This window comes from Klebsiella sp. GB_Kp056 (assembly GCF_040064755.1).
Taxonomy (GTDB): domain Bacteria; phylum Pseudomonadota; class Gammaproteobacteria; order Enterobacterales; family Enterobacteriaceae; genus Klebsiella; species Klebsiella quasipneumoniae.
The window spans coordinates 1-15076 of sequence record NZ_JBEAJA010000056.1 but is presented as its reverse complement, the minus strand read 5'-3'; the positions used below and the strand labels follow the sequence as shown (position 1 = coordinate 15076).

General features: G+C 57.0%; 14 protein-coding genes. 9 read left to right on the top strand and 5 right to left on the bottom strand.

The annotated features are described in order from the left end of the window. Positions 1-17: 17 nt before the first annotated feature. Complete coding sequence (rpoE, locus tag ABLV52_RS17960; RefSeq protein WP_348890712.1) at positions 18-593, bottom strand: RNA polymerase sigma factor RpoE; 576 nt, start codon at positions 591-593, stop codon at positions 18-20. Between the two features lie 420 nt (positions 594-1013). On the opposite strand from rpoE, the gene nadB reads away from it, so the two are divergent. Further along, positions 1014-2633, top strand: a complete 1620-nt coding sequence (gene nadB / locus ABLV52_RS17955) for an L-aspartate oxidase (protein WP_348890711.1) — start codon at positions 1014-1016, stop codon at positions 2631-2633. On the opposite strand, the gene ABLV52_RS17950 is transcribed toward nadB, so the two are convergent. Further along, a complete protein-coding gene (locus tag ABLV52_RS17950) occupies positions 2618-3355 on the bottom strand; it encodes a tRNA1(Val) (adenine(37)-N6)-methyltransferase (RefSeq protein ID WP_048298029.1) in 738 nt (245 codons plus the stop codon). The two genes, nadB and ABLV52_RS17950, sit on opposite strands and share 16 nt — an antisense overlap. 132 nt (positions 3356-3487) lie before the next feature. Here ABLV52_RS17950 and srmB point away from each other — a divergent pair, with 132 nt between their 5' ends. Then, positions 3488-4819, top strand: a complete 1332-nt coding sequence (gene srmB / locus ABLV52_RS17945) for an ATP-dependent RNA helicase SrmB (protein WP_032453738.1) — start codon at positions 3488-3490, stop codon at positions 4817-4819. Between the two features lie 45 nt (positions 4820-4864). On the opposite strand, the gene grcA is transcribed toward srmB, so the two are convergent. Further along, complete coding sequence (gene grcA, locus ABLV52_RS17940; RefSeq protein ID WP_002914084.1) at positions 4865-5248, bottom strand: autonomous glycyl radical cofactor GrcA; 384 nt, start codon at positions 5246-5248, stop codon at positions 4865-4867. A 311-nt stretch (positions 5249-5559) separates the two neighbouring features. Between grcA and ung the strand changes: the two genes are divergently transcribed. Then, positions 5560-6249, top strand: a complete 690-nt coding sequence (ung, locus tag ABLV52_RS17935) for a uracil-DNA glycosylase (RefSeq protein WP_023290673.1) — start codon at positions 5560-5562, stop codon at positions 6247-6249. A 55-nt stretch (positions 6250-6304) separates the two neighbouring features. Here ung and ABLV52_RS17930 read toward each other — a convergent pair whose 3' ends face one another. After that, entirely contained in the window at positions 6305-7390 is a 1086-nt protein-coding gene (locus ABLV52_RS17930) for a tRNA/rRNA methyltransferase (RefSeq protein ID WP_023290674.1), read from the bottom strand. A 203-nt stretch (positions 7391-7593) separates the two neighbouring features. Here ABLV52_RS17930 and trxC point away from each other — a divergent pair, with 203 nt between their 5' ends. The 5 genes from trxC to ABLV52_RS17905 all read left to right on the top strand — a co-directional run bounded on the left by trxC (position 7594) and on the right by ABLV52_RS17905 (position 13314). Beyond that, entirely contained in the window at positions 7594-8019 is a 426-nt protein-coding gene (gene trxC / locus ABLV52_RS17925; RefSeq protein ID WP_002914091.1) for a thioredoxin TrxC, read from the top strand. Between the two features lie 69 nt (positions 8020-8088). Next, a complete protein-coding gene (gene tapT, locus ABLV52_RS17920; protein ID WP_023290675.1) occupies positions 8089-8787 on the top strand; it encodes a tRNA-uridine aminocarboxypropyltransferase in 699 nt (232 codons plus the stop codon). 34 nt (positions 8788-8821) lie between these two features. Then, positions 8822-11473, top strand: a complete 2652-nt coding sequence (gene pat / locus ABLV52_RS17915) for a protein lysine acetyltransferase (RefSeq protein WP_348890710.1) — start codon at positions 8822-8824, stop codon at positions 11471-11473. Between the two features lie 120 nt (positions 11474-11593). Next, positions 11594-12949 carry a CDP-diacylglycerol--serine O-phosphatidyltransferase gene (gene pssA, locus ABLV52_RS17910; protein ID WP_348890742.1) on the top strand — a complete coding sequence of 452 codons (1356 nt, stop codon included), beginning with the start codon at positions 11594-11596 and terminating at the stop codon, positions 12947-12949. A gap of 41 nt (positions 12950-12990) precedes the next feature. Next, the gene (locus ABLV52_RS17905) at positions 12991-13314 is read left to right on the top strand and encodes a YfiM family lipoprotein (RefSeq protein ID WP_004201811.1); all 324 of its coding nucleotides are present in this window, start codon (positions 12991-12993) and stop codon (positions 13312-13314) included. A 3-nt stretch (positions 13315-13317) separates the two neighbouring features. Here ABLV52_RS17905 and ABLV52_RS17900 read toward each other — a convergent pair whose 3' ends face one another. Beyond that, positions 13318-14616, bottom strand: a complete 1299-nt coding sequence (locus tag ABLV52_RS17900) for an MFS transporter (RefSeq protein ID WP_023290679.1) — start codon at positions 14614-14616, stop codon at positions 13318-13320. A gap of 179 nt (positions 14617-14795) precedes the next feature. Between ABLV52_RS17900 and ABLV52_RS17895 the strand changes: the two genes are divergently transcribed. Beyond that, positions 14796-15076: hypothetical protein (locus tag ABLV52_RS17895; RefSeq protein WP_348890709.1), on the top strand; the 281-nt coding region annotated here is incomplete at its 3' end.

Here is a 15076-nt window from a genome sequence, read left to right as displayed (position 1 = left end):
CCAGTATTCCGCTATCGTCAACGCCTGATAAGCGGTTGAACTTTATTATCAATAGCTTCTCGCGCCCGGAAGATACGCGAACGCACCGTCCCAACCGGACAATCCATGATAGCGGCTATCTCTTCATAGCTTAGGCCATCCAGCTCCCGTAACGTAATTGCCATGCGTAAATCTTCCGGAAGCGATTCAATGGTACGAAAAACTATTTTTCTCAGTTCTTCTGACAACATTAAGTTCTCAGGGTTCGAAATTTCTTTCAACGCCCCGCCGCTTTCGAAGTTTTCCGCCTCGTTGGCGTCAACATCGCTGGACGGCGGACGGCGTCCCTGAGCAACCAGATAATTCTTCGCCGTATTGACGGCGATACGGTATAACCAGGTGTAAAAAGCGCTATCTCCCCGGAAAGAGTCCAGCGCACGCCATGCCTTAACGAACGATTCCTGAACGACGTCAGCGATATCGCCCGGCGGTACATAGCGGGAAACCAGGCTCGCGACCTTATGCTGATAGCGCACTACCAGCAAATTAAACGCTTTCTGATCTCCTTTCTGGACCCGTTCAACAAGGACCTGATCCGTTAACTGCTCGCTCATCCGAGGTAATGTCTCCCCAAACCCAATTCCCATGCGTCTTCAAAACACCACCCAAAATCTGCATTATGAGCAAGCTGACTCTTGGAGTGTATGAAAACAATAAAGTTCCGTTACGCTTTTGTTTTTTGTCTGGCAACGGCGGCAGATCGTTATCAATCATTATATGCCCAGGTTGCTAAACGATAGGTTAGTCAATAAGAAAAAGCGCAGGCCCGTCTGAAGGGTATCGTAACACGGCGTTTATTTCACTATAAAATCCAATGCCATCAACCTGCCACGCGTCTCATTTTCGCTGTGCTCCAGACCGTTTCCGCTCGTCTGCTGTTTAGCCGTCACAACGCCCGTTAAAAAAAATTGTACGATTCCTCACGAGCTGGTGCTATTGTGAGCTAAATGTGTTTAGTAAATTAAACAAAGACGATGAATACCACTCCTGACTTCTCTTGTGATGTGTTGATTATCGGCAGCGGCGCTGCCGGCCTCTCTCTTGCGCTGCGCCTGGCAGAGCACAGTTCGGTGACGGTGTTGAGCAAAGGGCCGATCAGCGAAGGTTCGACGTTCTATGCGCAGGGCGGGATTGCCGCCGTCTTCGACGAGACCGACAGTATTGAATCCCATGTCGAAGATACCCTGATCGCCGGCGCAGGGTTATGCGATCGCCATGCGGTCACCTTTGTCGCCAGCAACGCCAGGCCATGCGTCCAGTGGCTTATCGATCAGGGCGTATTGTTTGACACCCAGGTCCAGGCCAATGGCGAAGAGAGCTATCATCTCACGCGCGAAGGAGGCCACAGCCATCGGCGCATTCTTCACGCCGCCGACGCTACCGGCAAAGCGGTGGAGACGACGCTGGTCGATAAAGCCCTCGCCCATCCCAATATCCGCATCCTTGAGCGCAGCAATGCCGTCGACTTGATCGTATCGGATAAGATTGGCCTGCCGGGCACGCGCCGGGTGGTCGGGGCATGGATCTGGAACCGCAATAAAGAGCGCGTGGAAACCTGCAGCGCGAAGGCGGTGGTGCTCGCCACCGGCGGAGCCGCCAAGGTTTATCAATACACCACTAACCCCGACGTCTCTTCCGGAGACGGTATCGCGATGGCCTGGCGGGCGGGCTGCCGGGTGGCGAATCTGGAATTCAACCAGTTTCACCCCACCGCGCTGTATCATCCGCAGGCGCGCAATTTCCTGCTGACCGAAGCGCTGCGCGGCGAAGGCGCCCACCTTAAACGCCCGGACGGCACCCGCTTTATGCTGGACTTTGACGAACGCGGCGAGTTGGCCCCACGCGATATCGTCGCCCGCGCCATCGATCATGAGATGAAGCGCCTTGGCGTTGACTGTATGTTCCTTGATATCAGCCATAAACCCGAGGCGTTTGTTCGCCAGCACTTCCCGATGATTTACGAAAAGCTGCTCGGTCTGGGAATTGATTTAACCAAAGATCCGGTGCCGGTCGTCCCTGCCGCGCATTACACCTGCGGCGGCGTGATGGTGGATGATAATGGCCGCACCGACGTCGATGGGTTATACGCCATCGGCGAAGTCAGCTATACCGGGCTGCACGGCGCGAACCGTATGGCCTCGAATTCGCTGCTGGAGTGTCTGGTTTACGGCTGGTCCGCCGCAGAAGATATTGCCCGTCGCCTGCCGCTGGCCCAGAAGGTCAGCACCCTGCCGGCGTGGGATGAAAGTCAGGTGGAGATCCCGGATGAACTGGTGGTTATCCAGCATAACTGGCACGAGCTGCGCCTGCTGATGTGGGATTACGTGGGGATTGTGCGCACCACCCGCAGGCTGGAGCGCGCCCTGCGGCGCATTACCATGCTGCAGCAGGAGCTGGATGAGTATTACGCCCGCTTCCGCGTCTCGAATAATCTGCTGGAGCTGCGCAATCTGGTGCAGGTGGCGGAACTTATCGTACGCTGCGCGATGTTGCGCAAAGAGAGCCGGGGACTGCATTACACCCTTGACTATCCGCAGCCGCTGCCGAACAGCGGTCCGTCGATATTGTCGCCCCTGGCTCACATAAAGAGATAAAAATCCTCGGTCAGAGCGGTAAAGCCTTCTGAATACTGCTGCTCTGGCCCGCGGATCGCCAGCCTGTCGCTGAAACACTCCCCCGCCGTCGGGGAGAAAGCCAGCAGCACCCGATGCGGCGGCCGCATCTCGGTCTCCGCCACGTCAGTGCGCAGTCGCAGGTGCCAGCCCATCGCGGTTGCCCGTTCGATAAACGCATTACCGATATCGACCGGCAGCACCACGCAAAAAAAGCCTTCTTCGGTGATATGCTCAGCGGCACAGGTCAGCAGAGAAGCGTGATCGAGCGTCGTGGTATACCGCGCCTGCTCCCGCTGCGAGGTGGCGCAAGGCACCCCTTCCGCAAAAAAGGGCGGGTTACTGATTATCAGTTGATAGCGTCGGGTCTGCGGCGGCTGCCACTGATGAATATCGGCCTGACAGACCTCAACCCGCGAAGCCCATGGCGACGCAAGGGCATTTTCCTGCGCCTGGGCGGCGGCCTCCTCATCCAGTTCGACCGCATCGACACGCACATCATCGCCGGTACGCTGCGCGAGCATTAGCGCCAGCAGGCCGCTGCCGGCGCCAATATCCAGCACATGTTTCACCCCGGCAATCGGCGCCCAGGCGCCGAGCAAAATGCCGTCGGTACCCACCTTCATCGCGCAACGATCGTGGGCGACAAAAAACTGTTTGAAGGTAAAACCATTGCGCGGCAGCGCAAACTTCGACTGAGACATCCTCAATAACCTTGCCGACAAAAAACTCCTGAACGTAAGGCTATGCACAATACCGGAGAACAGATAGCCTTACAAACAGATGAACATTACGTCAGTAACGTCTATAATCGGCGGCCCACTCAGAGGTAGAACATGACTGTAACGACTTTTTCCGAACTTGAACTCGATGAAAACCTGCTGGAAGCCCTCCAGGATAAAGGTTTCACTCGCCCGACAGCCATTCAGGCCGCCGCTATTCCGCCTGCGCTCGATGGCCGTGACATTCTCGGTTCAGCGCCGACCGGCACCGGTAAAACGGCGGCGTATCTGCTGCCAGCGTTGCAGCACCTGCTCGATTTCCCGCGTAAGAAATCCGGCCCGCCGCGTATTCTTATCCTGACGCCGACCCGTGAGCTGGCGATGCAGGTGGCTGACCACGCCCGCGAGCTGGCGAAGCATACCCATCTGGATATCGCCACCATTACCGGCGGCGTAGCCTACATGAACCACGCGGAAGTGTTCAGCGAAAACCAGGACATCGTGGTCGCCACCACTGGTCGCCTGCTGCAGTATATAAAAGAAGAGAACTTCGACTGCCGCGCCGTCGAGACCCTGATCCTCGATGAAGCCGACCGCATGCTGGACATGGGCTTTGCGCAGGATATCGAAACCATCGCTGGTGAAACCCGCTGGCGCAAGCAGACCATGCTGTTCTCCGCGACGCTGGAAGGCGATGCGATCAAAGACTTCGCTGAGCGCCTGCTGGAAGAGCCGGTTGAAGTTTCCGCTACCCCGTCGACTCGCGAGCGTAAGAAAATCCATCAATGGTACTATCGCGCGGACGATATCGAACATAAGACCAGGCTGCTGGTGAATCTGCTGCAACAGCCGGAAGCTACCCGCGCTATCGTCTTTGTGCGCAAGCGCGAGCGCGTGCATGAGTTGGCCAACTGGCTGCGTGAAGCGGGGATTAACACCTGCTGGCTGGAAGGCGAGATGGTGCAGGCCAAGCGTAACGAAGCCATTAAGCGTCTGACCGACGGCCGCGTAAACGTGCTGATCGCCACCGACGTCGCCGCCCGCGGTATCGATATTCCGGACGTCAGCCACGTCTTTAACTTCGATATGCCGCGCACCGCCGACATCTATCTGCACCGTATCGGTCGTACCGGCCGTGCAGGTAAGAAAGGCACCGCGATTTCGCTGGTTGAAGCGCACGATCACCTGCTGCTGGGCAAGATCGGCCGCTACGTTGAAGAACCGCTGAAAGCTCGCGTGATTGATGAATTGCGACCCAAAACCCGCGCGCCAAGCGAGAAGTTGACCGGTAAACCATCGAAGAAAGTGCTGGCGAAACGCGCCGAGAAAAAAGAGAAAGAAAAAGAGAAGCCGCGGGTGAAGAAGCGCCACCGCGATACGAAAAATATCGGTAAGCGCCGGAAGCCAAGCGCGACCGGGACGCCATCAGCGTCCAGCGAAGAGTAAAAAAAACGCCGGGATATCCCGGCGTTTTCACATCTGGCGTTAGCCTTACAGGCTTTCGGTAAAGGTACGAGCGATAACGTCGCGCTGCTGTTCCGGTGTCAGGGAGTTGAAGCGTACCGCGTAGCCGGAAACACGAATGGTCAGCTGCGGGTATTTTTCCGGATGCTCAACCGCGTCCAGCAGGGTTTCGCGACGCAGCACGTTAACGTTCAGGTGCTGACCGCCTTCCACGCGAACTTCTGGTTTCACGTCTACCGGGATTTCACGGTATTCGATTTCACCCAGTTTGCTGACCGCCACCACGTCATCTTCCGCAAAACCACCTTTGGCGCACAGGCAACGCGCTTCGCCTTTTTCGCTATCCAGCAGCCAGAAAGAGTTCAGCAGGTCGTCGTTTGCCGCTTTAGTAATTTGGATACCAGTAATCATTTGATGCCTCCCAGGCAGTGTTTATTCGATTTTGGCCTCTTCGCGGCCAATTGGTAAAACCATTGTTGTATGAGTGTATATATATCAGCCGCACCCTCGGCATTCTTTGATGTAAATCAATAAAAACCACTCACTCTAAGTGGGTATGCAAGGATTTTATTGTTTTACATCAAGTTACGCCATAAGCCGCTATAAATAATTTTGTAAATTTTCAATTTTTTTTGCATAAAGGCCCGCGTCAAGCCGTGCCGATTTTGTTCTGTAGAAAGAAGCCGTTAAGCTATAGCGATGACCCTTTGCAGGAGAGCAAGATGACCACCCCTTTAACCTGGCATGACGTGCTGGCGGATGAAAAGCAACAACCCTATTTTCTCAATACTCTGAAGACCGTCGCCGAAGAGCGCCAGTCCGGGATCACCATCTATCCACCGCAAAAAGATGTCTTTAATGCGTTTCGCTTTACTGAACTGGGCGATGTCAAAGTCGTCATTCTCGGTCAGGACCCCTATCACGGCCCGGGGCAAGCCCACGGTCTGGCGTTCTCGGTTCGCCCGGGCGTCGCGATCCCGCCCTCGCTGCTGAATATGTACAAAGAGCTGGAGGCCACTATCCCTGGCTTTACCCGCCCTACCCATGGTTACCTGGAAAGCTGGGCGCGCCAGGGGGTGCTCCTGCTTAATACGGTCCTGACCGTCCGCGCCGGGCAGGCGCACTCGCACGCCAGCCTCGGCTGGGAGACGTTTACCGATAAGGTAATCGCGTTAATCAATGAGCACTGCGAGGGGGTGGTCTTTCTGCTGTGGGGCTCCCATGCGCAGAAGAAAGGCGCGATTATCGATCGCCAGCGCCACTGCGTACTGAAGGCGCCGCACCCTTCACCGCTCTCCGCGCATCGCGGCTTCTTTGGCAGCAACCATTTCGTGCAGACCAATCAGTGGCTGGCCGATCGCGGCGAAGCGCCGATTGACTGGATGCCGGTCCTTCCCGCCGAAAGCGAGTGATCGACAGCCATAAAAAAAGCCAGCATCAGCTGGCTTTTGTATTCAGGGACAGGTATTACGCCTTGTTCTGACGCCACCATTCCGCCAGCAGGACGCCGGTCGCCACAGAGACGTTCAGGCTTTCGACATTGCCGGTACCATCGATGGCGACGCTGAGGTCCGCGCTGGAGATCGCTGCATCCGACAGGCCATCGCGCTCCTGGCCTAACACCAGCACCATTTTCTTCGGCAGCTCGGCTTTAAACAGCGGGGTACCATTATGGCTGGAGGTCGAGACAATCGCGTAGCCCGCCTGACGGAACTGATCCAGAGTATCGATGAAGCTGTCGCCGGTGATCGGTTCAACATGTTCCGCACCGCCTTCCGCCGTACGGATCGCCGCGCCGGACTCCAGCACGCCGGCATCCTGAACCACAACACCCTTCACGCCGAAGTGCGCGCAGCTGCGCATGATCGCCCCGAGGTTGTGCGGGTTACCCACGTCCTCCAGCGCCAGGACGCAATCTTCTTCTGCGGCCTTCGCGACCCACTGGGCAACAGAGGTACCGTGGCGTTTTTTGATCAGGAAGCAGACGCCGCCGTGGTGATCGGTCCCGGAGGCTTTCGCCAGCTCGGCTTCATCAACCACATGATAGGCTTTACGGTTAGCCGCCATCCAGCGCAGCGCCTCTTTAAAGCGCGGCGTCACGCTCTGGATAAACCAGGCGCGGACAATGGCTTCCGGGCGGCTCTGGAACAGGGCCTGACAGGCGTTTTCACCATACACGCGGGTCTCTTCCGCGCGCTGGCGACGCAGTACTTCCGGATCGATAAAGCTCTTCCCGCTGATCCCGCCGTGATCCTCTTTTACCGGCGTCTCATCGCCAGGAGCGCGAGAAACGGTACGCCACGGGGACGCATCGTCACGATTAAAATCATCGCGCTTGCGCTCATCACGCTTGCGGTCATCGCGTTTACGATCGTCACCGCGGCTGTTTCGTTCGTCACGCGCAGGGCGGCTGCGGCCGTCAACACGAGATTTTCCTGGACGACCTCCCCCTTTCCCGGTACGTGGGTTATGGGTGCGTTTGTCAGAATCATCATCACTGCGGACATACATCACTTTGACCTTGCCGCTTTTATTTTTCAGTTCGTCGCTCATCAATTTTCTCCACCTGCGCTGCGCGAAGCGCGCAGATTACCCGATGTGTCATCGCTTCGCCATGATTTCGTTTAAAAGACGGCCTCTATTGCACTCATCGAACAAAACGCATTGTCCTTAAATAACACTTAATCGATAATATGTAACATCACAGAAACATATCGGCCACGTGCCACGTTGCAACCCATAACCAGAGGTTAGTTATGAATACCGTTTGTGCCAGTTGTCAGGCTCTGAACCGCCTCCCGGACGATCGTAGCGCGGATGGCGCAAAGTGCGGACGCTGCGGTCACGATCTTTTTGATGGCGACGTCATCAACGCGACCGGGGCAACGCTGGATAAACTCTTAAAGGACGATCTGCCGGTCGTTGTCGATTTCTGGGCGCCATGGTGCGGTCCCTGCCGCAGCTTCGCGCCGATCTTTGAAGACGTCGCGGAAGAGCGTAGCGGGAAGATGCGTTTTGTGAAAGTTAACACCGAAGCGGAACGTGAGCTTAGCGCACGGTTTCGTATCCGCAGCATCCCGACCATTATGATGTTCAAAAATGGCGAAGTGATCGACATGCTCAATGGCGCGGTGCCAAAAGCGCCATTTGATAGCTGGCTGAACGAAGCCGGACAGCAGTAATCCCTCCGGGGCACCGCTTGTGCCCCGTTTTCGCCTCTGCGACAATAGCGTTTTTCACTAGCGACTCCCATGACTGATAACGCTGTCCTTCGCCTGCGCGCCGAACGTCTCGCGCGAGCCACCCGCCCTTTCCTTGCTCGCGGCAACCGCATCCGCCGCTGCCAGCGCTGTCTGCTGCCGCTCAAGCAGTGCCTGTGCGCCACGTTAACGCCGGCGCAGGCTACCAGCCGTTTCTGCCTGGTGATGTTTGATACGGAGCCGATGAAGCCCAGCAACACCGGCCGGCTCATCGCCGATATTCTGCCGAATACCGAGGCTTATCAATGGTCGAGAACCGAGCCGCCGCAGGGGCTGCTCGATCTGGTCGCCCATCCCGATTACCAGCCGATGGTGGTGTTCCCCGCCTCCTACGCCGCACCGGAGCGCCAGGTCCTGAGCGCGCCACCGTCCGGCAAACCGCCGCTGTTTATCATGCTCGATGGCACCTGGACCGAAGCGCGTAAAATGTTCCGTAAGAGCCCTTATCTGGACGCGCTGCCGCTCATCTCCGTCGATCTGTCGCGCATCTCAGCCTACCATCTGCGCGAGGCGCACGCCGACGGACAATATTGTACCGCGGAAGTGGCCATCGCCCTGCTGGATCTGGCGGGCGATGCGCCGGCCGCCGCAGCGCTTGGCGAACACTTCACCCGCTTCCGGACCCGCTACCTGGCGGGAAAAACCCAGCATAAGGGCAGTATCACAGCGGGCCAGGTGGAAAACGTTTAAAATCATTCGGTCACTGGGATGAAAGGAGACCGGTATGAGCCAACGAGGCCTGGAAGCGCTGCTGCGACCAAAATCCATCGCCGTTATTGGCGCATCAATGAAGCCGCAGCGCGCTGGCTATCTCATGATGCGCAACCTGCTAGCCGGCGGCTTCAATGGCCCGGTACTGCCGGTGACCCCCGCCTGGAAGGCGGTGCTTGGGGTGCTGGCGTGGCCCACCATCGAGAAGCTGCCGTTTACGCCGGATCTGGCGGTGCTTTGTACCAACGCGCGACGTAATCTCGAGTTGCTCGAAGCCCTGGGGCAGAAAGGCTGCAAGACCTGCATCATCCTCTCTTCGCAGCCGGAACAGTATCCGGCGCTGCTCGAATGCGCTGCACGCTATCAGATGCGCCTGCTCGGCCCAAACAGCCTGGGGCTGCTGGCGCCGTGGCAAGGCCTGAACGCCAGCTTTTCGCCGGTCGCGATCCACCGCGGTAAACTGGCCTTTATCTCGCAGTCGGCCGCCGTCTCCAACACCATCCTTGACTGGGCGCAACAGCGCGAGATGGGGTTTTCCTACTTCATCGCGCTGGGCGATAGCCTGGATATAGATGTCGATGACCTGTTGGACTTTCTGGCCCGCGACAGCAAAACCAGCGCCATTTTGCTTTACCTTGAGCATCTCAGCGACGCGCGCCGGTTTGTCTCCGCCGCGCGCAGCGCCTCGCGAAACAAGCCAATCCTGGTGATCAAAAGCGGCCGTAGTCCTGCGGCGCAGAAATTGTTGCACGTCAATTCAGGGATGGATCCGGCATGGGACGCAGCCATCCAGCGTGCTGGTCTGCTGCGGGTCCAGGATACCCATGAGCTGTTCTCCGCCGTAGAAACCCTGAGCCATATGCGCCCGCTGCGCGGTGAAAAACTGATGATCGTCAGCAACGGCGCGGCGCCGGCGGCGCTGGCGCTGGATGAGCTTTGGTTGCGTAACGGTAAGCTGGCGACCCTCAGCGAGGAGACGCGCGACGCCCTGCGCCAGGCGCTGCCGGGCGGCGTTGAGATCGCCAACCCACTGGATCTACGCGATGACGCCAGCAGCGAACACTATCAGCGGGCGGTGAACATTCTGCTTAACAGTCAGGACTACGACGCGCTGCTGGTGATCCACTCGCCCAGCGCCGCCGCGCCGGGCACCGAGAGCGCCCTGGCGCTGATAGACGCCCTGAAGCACCATCCGCGTGGCAAATATGTCACCGTGCTGACCAACTGGTGCGGCGAATTCTCTTCCCAGGAGGCGCGACGGCTGTTCAGCGATGCCGGCCTTCCCACCTACCGCACGCCGGAGGGCACCATTACCGCCTTTATGCATATGGTCGAGTACCGCCGTAACCAGAAACAGCTGCGCGAGACTCCAGTGCTGCCGGACTCGTTAACCGCCAATACCAGCGAAGCGCATGCTCTGCTCCAGCAAGCGATAGATGACGGCGCCACCACGCTGGATACCCATGAGGTCAGCCCGGTGCTCCGGGCCTACGGTATCCACACACTGCCAACCTGGATCGCCGCTGACAGCGCGGAAGCGGTGCATATCGCTGAGCAGATAGGCTTTCCGGTTGCGTTGAAGCTGCGTTCCCCGGATATTCCGCACAAATCAGAAGTACAGGGGGTCATGTTATATCTGCGTACCGCGGCAGAAGTACAGCAGGCAGCGGATGCGATGATCGATCGCGTCAGGCTGGCCTGGCCCCAGGCGCGCATTCATGGCCTGCTGGTGCAGAGTATGGCCAATCGCGCCGGCGCCCAGGAGCTGAGAGTGGTGGTTGAGCACGATCCCCTCTTCGGCCCGTTGATTATGTTGGGCGAAGGCGGCGTGGAGTGGCGGGCCGAGGACCAGGCCGCTGTGGCGCTGCCGCCGCTGAATATGAACCTGGCGCGTTATCTGGTGATCCAGGCGATCAAAAATAAGAAGATCCGCGGCCGCAGCGCATTGCGACCGCTGGATATCGCAGGCTTAAGCCAGCTGCTGGTTCAGGTCTCGAACCTGATCGTCGACTGCCCGGAGATCCAGCGGCTGGATATTCATCCCCTGCTCGCCTCCGGCAACGAGTTTACGGCGCTGGACGTTACCCTGGGGCTTGCTCCCTTTAGCGGCGACAGTGAAAGCCGTCTCGCTATTCGTCCCTATCCGCACCAGCTGGAGGAGTGGGTGGTGATGAAAAATGGCGATCGCTGTCTGTTCCGGCCGATCCTTCCGGAAGATGAACCGCAGTTGCTCGCGTTTATCGCTCAGGTCACCAAAGAAGATCTCTATTATCGCTATTTTAGTGAGATCAACGAATTTACCCATGACGACTTAGCCAATATGACCCAGATCGACTACGATCGAGAAATGGCGTTCGTCGCCGTCAGGACCACCGCGGAACAGAGCGAGATCCTCGGCGTGACGCGGGCGATCTCCGACCCTGACAATATTGATGCCGAGTTTGCTGTGCTGGTCCGTTCAGATTTGAAAGGGTTAGGCCTGGGGCGAAGGCTGCTGGAAAAGCTGATCGCCTATACGCAAAGCCATGGCCTGCAACGGCTGAATGGGATTACGATGCCGAATAACCGAGGCATGATCGGCCTCGCCAGAAAGCTGGGATTCACCGTTGATATTCAGCTGGAAGATGGGATTGTCAGTCTGTCGCTGCCCCTGAATCAGGGATAATCGCGCGACGCTGACCGCAATTGTTGACCACATTAGCGGGTAGTAATGGTATTATTGCCCGCTTACGTCGTCTGCATGGTACAGAAGACCCTTCAATAAACAGAGAAGAAACGCACTGTGATGTTGTCAAAATTTAAGCGTAATAAACATCAACAACACCTTGCCCAACTCCCTAAGCTTTCTCAGTCAGTTGATGATGTAGAGTTCTTTTACGCCCCTGCGGATTTCAGGGAAGCGTTACTGACCCGGATTGCCAACGCCACTCAGCGTATATGCATTATTGCGCTCTACCTGGAGCAAGATGATGGCGGAAAAGGAATTTTGCAGGCCCTTTATGACGCCAAACGTCAGCGTCCGCAACTGGATGTTCGCGTCCTCGTTGACTGGCACCGCGCTCAACGTGGCCGTATCGGCGCCGCCGCCTCCAACACCAATGCTGACTGGTATTGTCGGATGGCCAATGAAAATCCGGGCGTAGAGATCCCCGTTTACGGCGTGCCGATTAACACCCGGGAGGCGCTCGGCGTTCTCCATTTCAAAGGCTTTATTATTGATGACTGCGTCCTCTACAGCGGCGCCAGCCTGAACGATGTTTATCTGCATCAGCATGATAAGTACCGCTATGACCGCTATCAGTGCATCCGTAACGGCAAAATGGCGGACGTCATGTTCGACTGGGTCGACAATAATCTGGTTCAGGGACGCGGCGTGAATCGTCTCGACAGACCGGATCGGCCAAAAAGTCCGGAAATCAAAAACGATATTCGCCAGTACCGTCAGGAGCTGCGCGACCGCAGCTACCATTTTGTCGGCATCGCCGGTGACGAAGAACTCTCCGTCACCCCGCTGGTAGGCCTGGGGAAATCCAGCCTGCTGAACAAAACTATCTTTCACCTGATGCCCTGTGCCGAGCACAAGTTAACGATCTGCACCCCCTACTTCAACCTTCCTGCCGTGCTGGTAAGAAATATCATCCAGCTGCTGCGCGACGGTAAACAGGTGGAGATTATTGTCGGCGATAAAACCGCGAACGATTTCTATATTCCGGAAGATCAGCCGTTTAAAATCATCGGCGCGCTTCCTTATCTGTATGAGATCAACCTGCGGCGTTTCCTCAGCCGGCTGCAGTATTATGTGAATACCGATCAGCTGATCGTCCGCCTGTGGAAGGATGACGATAACAGCTACCACCTGAAGGGCATGTGGGTTGACGACGAGTGGATGCTGCTCACCGGCAACAACCTTAACCCGCGCGCCTGGCGACTCGATCTGGAAAATGCCATTCTGATCCACGATCCAAAGCAGCAGCTGGGAGCCATGCGGGAGAAAGAGCTGAAGCTCATCCGCACCCACACCACGGTGGTGAAACATTATCGGGATCTGCAAAGTATTGCCGACTATCCGGTGAAAGTGCGTAAACTGATCCGCCGACTGCGGCGGATCCGCATTGACCGGCTGATCAGCCGTATTCTCTGACAATCAGCCCCGCCTCGACGGGGCTTTTTTCTGGAAGCGCTATGCGTACGATAATCGTGATTGCTTCGCTGATGTTAACGGGCTGCAGCCACATGGCAAATGATGCATGGTCCGGTCAGGACAAAGCCCAGCATTTTCTGGCCTCGGCGATGCTGTCTGCCGCCGGCAATGAATATGCGCAACATCAGGGTTACAGCCGGGACCGCAGCGCTGCTATCGGCCTGATGTTTTCCGTCAGCCTCGGCGCCTCAAAAGAGCTTTGGGACAGCCGCCCGGCAGGCAGCGGCTGGAGCTGGAAGGATTTCGCCTGGGATGTAGCCGGCGCGACCACCGGCTACGCTGTTTGGCAACTGGCGCACCAGTAACGGCTAAAGACGCAGGCCTTTGCCTTTGCGATGCAGCATCAGGGAGACCAGGAAGGCGATGGCCGCCATCACCGTCACGTACCAGTAGAACGCGTGCTCTATCCCCGCCGATTTCAGCGACAGCGCGACATATTCCGCCGAGCCGCCAAACAGGGCATTCGCGACGGCATAGGACAGCCCTACCCCAAGCGCGCGAACCTGCGCCGGGAACATCTCGGCCTTCAGGATGCCGCTGATCGAGGTATAGAAACTGACAATCAGCAAGGCGCAGATCACCAGGCCGAAGGCAGCATAGGGTGAGCTCACTTTTTGCAAGGCGCTCAGGATAGGCACGGTAAATAATGTCGCCAGCACGCCAAAGCACAGCATGGAGGTACGGCGGCCAACTTTATCCGAAAAGGCGCCGAACAGCGGTTGAACCAGCATATAAACGAACAGCGCCGCGGTCATGATCACGCTGGCGGTGCTGGCCGTCATGCCCGCCGTGTTGACCAGATACTTTTGCATATAGGTAGTAAAGGTATAGAAGGTCAGCGATCCGGCGGCAGTAAAGCCCAACACCATCACGAAAGCCCGGCGATTACGCCACAACCCTTTAAATGAGCCAGCCTCTTTCAGCGCCCGGGTCTCCTGCTTCGAGGTTTCGTCCAGCTGGCGACGCAGCCACAGCGCGACGATAGCCAGTACTGCCCCGAGAGCAAAAGGAATACGCCATCCCCAGGCATGCAAATCTTCGTCGCTCAGCACCTGCTGGAGCGCCACGACCACTAATACCGCCAGCAGTTGACCGCCAATTAACGTGACGTACTGGAAAGAGGCATAGAAGCCTTTCTTTCCTTCAATCGCCACTTCACTCATATAGGTCGCGCTGGTGCCATATTCTCCACCGACCGACAGCCCCTGAAACAGACGGGCCAACAGCAGCAGCGCTGGAGCCCAGGTGCCGATGACCGCGTAGCCCGGCAGGCAGGCAATCACCAGTGAACCAAAGCACATCATACAGACCGAAATAAGCATGGAAGCTTTACGTCCGCGGCGGTCGGCGATCCGACCAAACAGCCACCCACCGATAGGACGCATCAGAAATCCGGCGGCGAATACGCCTGCCGTTTGTAAAAGTTGAGTGGTGGTATTTCCGGAGGGAAAGAAGATATGGGCAAAATAGAGCGAGCAGAATGAGTAGACGTAAAAATCAAACCACTCAACCAGATTTCCCGAGGAAGCGCCAACAATTGCCCAAATACGACGACGGGTATCGGCCTGCTCCGGCGCGGCCCGTTCGGTAATGCTACTCTCTGTCATTGTTATATTGCTCCAGCAAAGACTGCAGTCTGTCTTGTCGGGCGTACCACGTCACGCAGACAAATTAGTTAGTAAACTAAATGTTATATAATTGTTATATCTTTATATGTGATTGCATTCACATTTTTTTTCGCAAGCACGGTTTTCGCGATCAACGCCAGCGCAGAGGCAAGGAAAAAGTGGATTATGGCGAAGGGTTTGCCATGACGGGGTTTTATGTTGCTTTGAATGAAGATAATGGTGCGGGTATGGCGGGATTTTCCCCGGAGGCGGTGCTGCGCACCTTGTCCGGGCTACGGATCCGTAGCCCCGGTAAGCGCAGCGCCACCGGGGAGGCGTACCGGCACCCTCCCCGGAGGACAAAAACGCAAAAAAGCTCAGTCTTTCGACTGAGCTTTCTGCTTTATTTGATGCCTGGCAGTTCCCTACTCTCACATGGGGAGACCCCACACTACCATCG

Coding starts and splice junctions, on each gene's coding strand:
- rpoE (WP_348890712.1), bottom strand. CDS start 593: ATGAGCGAGCAGTTAACGGATCAGGTCCTTGTTGAACGGGTCCAGAAA.
- nadB (WP_348890711.1), top strand. CDS start 1,014: ATGAATACCACTCCTGACTTCTCTTGTGATGTGTTGATTATCGGCAGC.
- ABLV52_RS17950 (WP_048298029.1), bottom strand. CDS start 3,355: ATGTCTCAGTCGAAGTTTGCGCTGCCGCGCAATGGTTTTACCTTCAAA.
- srmB (WP_032453738.1), top strand. CDS start 3,488: ATGACTGTAACGACTTTTTCCGAACTTGAACTCGATGAAAACCTGCTG.
- grcA (WP_002914084.1), bottom strand. CDS start 5,248: ATGATTACTGGTATCCAAATTACTAAAGCGGCAAACGACGACCTGCTG.
- ung (WP_023290673.1), top strand. CDS start 5,560: ATGACCACCCCTTTAACCTGGCATGACGTGCTGGCGGATGAAAAGCAA.
- ABLV52_RS17930 (WP_023290674.1), bottom strand. CDS start 7,390: ATGAGCGACGAACTGAAAAATAAAAGCGGCAAGGTCAAAGTGATGTAT.
- trxC (WP_002914091.1), top strand. CDS start 7,594: ATGAATACCGTTTGTGCCAGTTGTCAGGCTCTGAACCGCCTCCCGGAC.
- tapT (WP_023290675.1), top strand. CDS start 8,089: ATGACTGATAACGCTGTCCTTCGCCTGCGCGCCGAACGTCTCGCGCGA.
- pat (WP_348890710.1), top strand. CDS start 8,822: ATGAGCCAACGAGGCCTGGAAGCGCTGCTGCGACCAAAATCCATCGCC.
- pssA (WP_348890742.1), top strand. CDS start 11,594: ATGTTGTCAAAATTTAAGCGTAATAAACATCAACAACACCTTGCCCAA.
- ABLV52_RS17905 (WP_004201811.1), top strand. CDS start 12,991: ATGCGTACGATAATCGTGATTGCTTCGCTGATGTTAACGGGCTGCAGC.
- ABLV52_RS17900 (WP_023290679.1), bottom strand. CDS start 14,616: ATGACAGAGAGTAGCATTACCGAACGGGCCGCGCCGGAGCAGGCCGAT.